The 5,663-nt window shown below is 69.0% G+C and carries 7 protein-coding genes; 6 read left to right on the top strand and 1 reads right to left on the bottom strand.

What is annotated here, in order from left to right; translation table 11 throughout:
• Window positions 1–614, top strand: a 614-nt coding sequence (locus JWN68_RS17935) for a peptide chain release factor-like protein (protein WP_297741486.1), incomplete at its 5' end; no start/stop codon positions are given.
• Between the two features lie 276 nt (window positions 615–890).
• On the top strand, window positions 891–1,094 hold the full coding sequence (locus JWN68_RS17930; protein ID WP_297741483.1) for a hypothetical protein: 204 nt from the start codon (window positions 891–893) through the stop codon (window positions 1,092–1,094).
• Between the two features lie 205 nt (window positions 1,095–1,299).
• Here JWN68_RS17930 and JWN68_RS17925 read toward each other — a convergent pair whose 3' ends face one another.
• Entirely contained in the window at window positions 1,300–1,938 is a 639-nt protein-coding gene (locus JWN68_RS17925; protein ID WP_297741481.1) for a hypothetical protein, read from the bottom strand.
• A 121-nt stretch (window positions 1,939–2,059) separates the two neighbouring features.
• On the opposite strand from JWN68_RS17925, the gene ftsE reads away from it, so the two are divergent.
• The 4 genes from ftsE to smpB form a co-directional block, all read left to right on the top strand.
• Entirely contained in the window at window positions 2,060–2,749 is a 690-nt protein-coding gene (gene ftsE, locus JWN68_RS17920) for a cell division ATP-binding protein FtsE (protein ID WP_297741478.1), read from the top strand.
• Between the two features lie 52 nt (window positions 2,750–2,801).
• The gene (gene ftsX, locus JWN68_RS17915; protein WP_297741476.1) at window positions 2,802–3,713 is read left to right on the top strand and encodes a permease-like cell division protein FtsX; all 912 of its coding nucleotides are present in this window, start codon (window positions 2,802–2,804) and stop codon (window positions 3,711–3,713) included.
• A 57-nt stretch (window positions 3,714–3,770) separates the two neighbouring features.
• Entirely contained in the window at window positions 3,771–5,087 is a 1,317-nt protein-coding gene (locus tag JWN68_RS17910) for a M23 family metallopeptidase (protein WP_297741474.1), read from the top strand.
• A 135-nt stretch (window positions 5,088–5,222) separates the two neighbouring features.
• Window positions 5,223–5,663, top strand: a 441-nt coding sequence (smpB, locus tag JWN68_RS17905) for an SsrA-binding protein SmpB (RefSeq protein WP_297741472.1), incomplete at its 3' end; no start/stop codon positions are given.

The raw sequence follows: 5,663 nt of genomic DNA, 5'->3' as shown, positions 1-5,663 counted from the left end.
CCTACGCCGAGGAGGCCGGCCTGAAGTCGGCCACCTTCGCCATCCACGCGCCGTACGCCTACGGCACGCTCAGCGTCGAGTCCGGCACCCACCGCCTCGTGCGGATCAGCCCCTTCGACAACCAGGGCCGCCGCCAGACCAGCTTCGCGGCCGTCGAGGTCGTGCCCGTGCTGGAGCAGACCGACGAGATCGAGGTCCCCGACGAGGAGATCCGCGTCGACGTCTACCGCTCCGGTGGCCCCGGTGGCCAGTCGGTCAACACCACCGACTCCGCCGTGCGCCTGACCCACCTGCCCACCGGCACGGTGGTGTCCTGCCAGAACGAGAAGAGCCAGCTGCAGAACAAGGCCAGCGCGATGGTCGTGCTCAAGGCCAAGCTGCTGGCCCGCAAGAAGGCCGAGGAGAAGGCCCACCTCGACGGGATGCGCGGTGACGTCCAGGCGTCATGGGGCGACCAGATGCGCAACTACGTGCTCAACCCCTACCAGGTCGTCAAGGACCTGCGCACCGGCTACGAGAGCGGCAACCCCAGCGCGGTCTTCGACGGCGACCTGGACCCGTTCATCGAGGCGGGCATCCGCTGGCGCGTCGGCGCCGACAAGGCTGACGCCTGACGCTTCATCGGGGAGTGACTACGGACGAGGTCTGTCGTCCGAGGCCGCGGTCAGCATGTCGAACACGTCGCCACTGACATCGTCGGGAGGGTCGACGGCATCTCGTGCACTCAGCACTCCGAGCGCTTCGGCGTCCTGGACGGTCCACACGGTTCCGACTCGCGACGTCGCAACCCACGTGGTGCCCTCCGGGCAGCTCTCGATCCGGGCGACCTCGGCGACGGGAGCTCCCCGAGGCGATGGAGCACCAGGGCCCGGCGCTGCGCTTCCGGCAACGTGCGCAGGGCCCGGACCAGGACGACCGACGTCTCGCTCGGTGGCGTCGCGTGCTCGGGCGGTCGGGACCGCGCGAGGTGGTTCATCGCTGTCTTCGTACGCCGCCAGCGGCTGACCGCCAGTCGGCTGGTGACCTGCCGGACCCAGGCCCCCGGGACGTCGTACGTCTTCGGGGACGACCAGCGCGCCCAGGCCCGGCTGTAGGCCTCCTAAGCCAGGTCCTCGGCGGCGGCCAGGTCACCTGTCATCGCAGAGGCCACGGCCACCGTGCGTCGCCAGGTGGCGTCGTAGAACGCGGTGAAGTCGCGCTCTGCGGTTGGCTCCATGCCGTCCCCAGTGTCAGGAGGCTGCCACTGGAGGGACCACGCTCTGCGGGTCCGTCCGGCTGCATCCTCGTTGATCGGGACGTCTACGTCCCGCGAAGTGCCTCGAGTACGACGACGCACCACTCCCCGACGAGCCCGACGTCCGCGTCGTCGCGACCGTTGATCTCGCAGCTCACCCAGGCGTCGCCGACCAGGCCCGAGATGCCGACCGGGCCGGCGCCGGTGTTGAGCCTGCAGCTCTGGGCGAGGCCAGGCCCTCCGAGCGGCGGAGCCGACCTCCGCGGCGTGCACTTGGGGCCCACGCTCTCGGAGACGAGGTCCTCGGCGCGCTCCGCGGTGATCGGCGGAGCGAAGACCCACGCGCGCGCCGTCACCTGACCTGCCGTCCAGGAGCAGCCGAACTCGTTGCCGATGTCCTTGCTGCCGGGCAGCCGACCTCCGGGCTGCCACGAATGCTCGTCGCTCGCAGCGCTCCCGAGCGCCACAGCGATCGCGCTGTCGCTGATCCGGTCGCAGAAGGCGGCCCGGACAACCGTGACCTCCGAGGTGTCGTAGGCGGCGAGCGGAGTCGACTCGACGGTGGCTTCGGTGGACTCCGTCGAGGGCTTGTCCGCCTCCGGGTCTGCCGAGCACGCGGCGGTCGTCATCAGCAGCACGCCGACGATCGCGGTTGCCGGTCCGGAGGAGCGGCGGCGCTTCGGCGTACGAGGTGAGACGAGCACGACGCCACCTTAGGTGTCTCGTTCCGTCCCATGGCCTGCTGCGCACCGCCCGGGGACGAAACGAGGCACCCAGGCCGCGTGGTCTCGGGATCTGCTGGGTCCAGCGCGTAGCCTCGGTGGCGTGATTCGCTTCGAGAAGGTGACCAAGACCTACCCCGGCCATGCCCACGCCGCGCTCGACCAGGTGAGCGTCGACGTCGACAAGGGCGAGTTCATCTTCCTCGTCGGCTCGTCGGGATCCGGCAAGTCGACCTTCCTGCGGCTGGTGCTGCGTGAATACCGCGCCACGTCGGGTCGGGTCTACGTCGCGGGCAAGGAGATCAACCGGCTCGCGAGCTGGAAGGTGCCGCGCCTGCGCCGCGAGATCGGCACCGTCTTCCAGGACTTCCGCCTGCTCGGCAACAAGACGGTCACCGAGAACGTCGCCTTCGCCCTCCAGGTCATCGGCAAGTCCCGCAGCGAGATCGACAAGCTGGTGCCGGAGACCCTGGAGATGGTCGGCCTGACCGGCAAGGGCGAGCGCCTGCCCGACGAGCTCTCCGGTGGTGAGCAGCAGCGCGTCGCGATCGCCCGGGCCTTCGTCAACCGGCCCAAGATCCTGATCGCCGACGAGCCCACGGGCAACCTGGACCCCACCACGTCGGTGGGGATCATGAAGCTCCTCGACCGGATCAACCGCACCGGCACGACCGTCGTCATGGCCACCCACGACGCCGGCATCGTCGACCAGATGCGCAAGCGCGTCATCGAGCTCGAGCACGGGCGCGTGGTGCGCGACCAGGCCCAGGGCGTCTACGGCTTCTCCAACTGATTTCTTCGGCTGACCTCCCGTCTTCCCCGACACCAAGGACTGACACCTCTCCATGCAGCTTCGCTACGTCTTCTCCGAGCTCGGCAACGGTCTTCGACGCAACCTCTCCATGCACATCGCGGTGATCCTGACCCTCTTCGTCTCGCTGACCCTCGTCGGGCTGGGGGTGCTCTTCCAGTTGCAGGCCGACAAGGCCGCCGCTCACTGGGGCAGCCAGCTCCAGATCCAGGTGGCCCTCTGCAACGCCGAGGACAGCAACCCGGCCTGCGCCAGCGAGGTCACCGACGCCCAGCGCGACGCCGTCACTGCGGTCATCGACGAGAACCCGGAGGCTGCCGGCTGGGACCTAGAGACGAAGGAGCAGGCGTTCGCCAAGGTCAAGGAGCTCTACGGTCCGGAGAAGTTCGAGGGTGAGAACGCCGTCCTCACCGCCGAGGACATGCCCGAGTCACTCTGGGTGGAGCTCGAGGAACCGGAGGAGTACCAGGGCATCGTCAGCGCGGTGAAGGGCCTCGACGGAGTCGCCGGCATCCGCGACATGCGCCGCTACATCGAGCCGATCGTCGGCACGATCGACACCCTGACGAAGTTCTCCATCGCCACGGCAGCCTTCCTGGTCGTGGCCGCCCTGCTGCTCGTGGCCAACACGATCCGCCTTGCGGCCTTCGCGCGGCGCAAGGAGATCGGCATCATGCGCCTGGTGGGCGCCTCCACGCTCTACATCGCGCTGCCGTTCCTGCTCGAGGCCCTCGTCACGGCACTCCTCGGCGTACTGCTCGCAACCGGGGCGCTGGCGGCGTTCATGTACTTCGGCATCGAGCAGCGTGGCCAGGACCGGCTGCAGTTCATCCCGTGGATCGGGATGGAGCAGTATGTGGTCGCGGTTGTGGTCATCGCCGTGCTCGGACCGTTGCTCACCGTGCTTCCGACACTCGTGCTGACACGCAAATACCTCAAAGTGTGAGCCGAGCGGGATACCTTCGAGGCGTTCCCTTCCCCGAACGCAAAGTAAGGCCTCCCGGTGCGATCCTTCCCCCGTACCGCCCGCAGCCGCATGGCCGCAGCAGCCGCTGCGGCTGCCCTGGCGCTGGGCGCGCTCACCGTCCCGATCTCTCACCCAGCCTTCGCCGACGATCTCAAGGACAAGCAGAAGGCCGTCGAGAAGGAGATCAACCGCGCCCACGACGACGTCCAGGAGTCCAGCAAGGAGCTCCGGCGGGCCAGCGCCCGGCTGGCGGAGGCGAAGACACAGCTCGCTGACGCGCGTACGGCGCTCGCGACCGCCCGCGGCAAGCTGGCCGTCGCCCAGGAGCGCGACGCCCTGATGCAGGCCGAGCTCGCCCAGGCCGAGGCGGCGCTCGCCCAGGCCCAGAGCGATCTCGAGGCGGGACAGGAAGACGTCGCCGTGCAGCGCGACCTCGTCGGCGACACCATCACCCGTCTCTACATGGAGGGTGACCCCGACCTGGTGGCCTTCGCCTCGTTGATCGATGCGGAGTCGGCCCAGGACCTCTCGCGACGCGCGGAGATCAGCGCGATCATGGTGGACACGCAGACCCGCGACTACGACAAGCTCCAGGCTTCCGAGGTGCTGCTCGCCGTCAACGAGGACCAGGTCGAGGACGCTCGCGACGATGTCGCGCTCAAGCGCGAAGCGGCCGCCGAGAACCTCGCCACGATGGTGGCGCTCGAAGCCGAGGCCGCCGACGCCAAGACCGACGTGGTGGCCCTGGTGGGGGAGCGCGCGTCCGCGCAGGACGACGCGGCCCGCGCCCGGGCCCGGGATCTCCGCAAGCTCAAGGAGACCGAGCGCCAGAAGGCACGGATCGAGGAGATGCTGCGCAAGCGCGCCGCCGCGGCCCTGCGTCGGGCGCGCGCCAAGGCCGCCGCAGCCGCCGCCGCGAACTCCCAGGCTGCCACGAACGCCCGGGTGGGTCCGACGTCCGGGCTCCTCCAGATGCCCGTCGGTGGAGGAGTGACGTCGCCCTTCGGCTACCGGACGCACCCGATCTACGGCTACTGGGGGCTCCACGACGGGGTGGACTTCGGTGGCGGCTGTGCGCAGCCGATCGTCGCGGCCGAGTCCGGAGTCGTCATCTCGTCCTACTGGAGCGACGTCTACGGCAACCGGCTGATCATCGACCACGGCGCCCTGGCCGGCGCCGGTGTCGCGACGATCTACAACCACGCCTCGCGCTACACCGTCGGCACCGGCACCCGCGTGCAGCGCGGCGAGATCGTCGGCTACGTCGGCGACACCGGCTGGTCCACCGCCTGTCACCTGCACTTCACCGTGATGGCCAACGGCAGGGCCGTCAATCCCGCCGACTACTTCTGAGGTCTCGCCCCAGCCCCAGTCCAGTTCGAGCGGCGCGTGAGCCACCTTTTCCAGATCAGGAATGTGGCTGTGTGACCGCTCGCGGGTGTCCGGCGGGTGGTCAAACCCGGTTGAGGCGTCTGAGAAGATGGCCGGATGGCCGCCAAGGAGAAGGATCAGCGCAATCGCCTGATCGCCCAGAACAAGAAGGCCCGCCACGACTTCCACATCGAGGACACCTGGGAGGCCGGTCTGGTGCTCCAGGGGACCGAGGTGAAGTCCCTGCGCGAGGGCCGCGCGAGCCTGGTCGACGGCTTCGTCGACATCGACAACGGCGAGGTCTGGCTGCACGGCGTCCACATCTCCGAATACGCGCAAGGCACGTGGACCAACCACGCCGCTCGCCGCAAGCGCAAGCTGCTCCTCAACCGCGTGGAGATCGACAAGATCGAGCGCAAGGTCAGCGACAAGGGCTACACCATCGTGCCGCTCAGCCTCTACTTCAAGGACGGCCGCGCCAAGATCGAGATCGCCCTGGCCCGCGGCAAGAAGGAGTACGACAAGCGCCACTCCCTCGCCGAGCGTCAGGCCAACCGT

The sequence above is a fragment of the Nocardioides sp. genome, from assembly GCF_025964975.1.
Classification (GTDB): domain Bacteria; phylum Actinomycetota; class Actinomycetes; order Propionibacteriales; family Nocardioidaceae; genus Nocardioides.
Note: the sequence above shows the minus strand (reverse complement) of the source record. Positions and strands in the feature narration are given on the sequence as shown.

Coding starts and splice junctions, on each gene's coding strand:
- ftsX (WP_297741476.1), top strand. CDS start 2,802: ATGCAGCTTCGCTACGTCTTCTCCGAGCTCGGCAACGGTCTTCGACGC.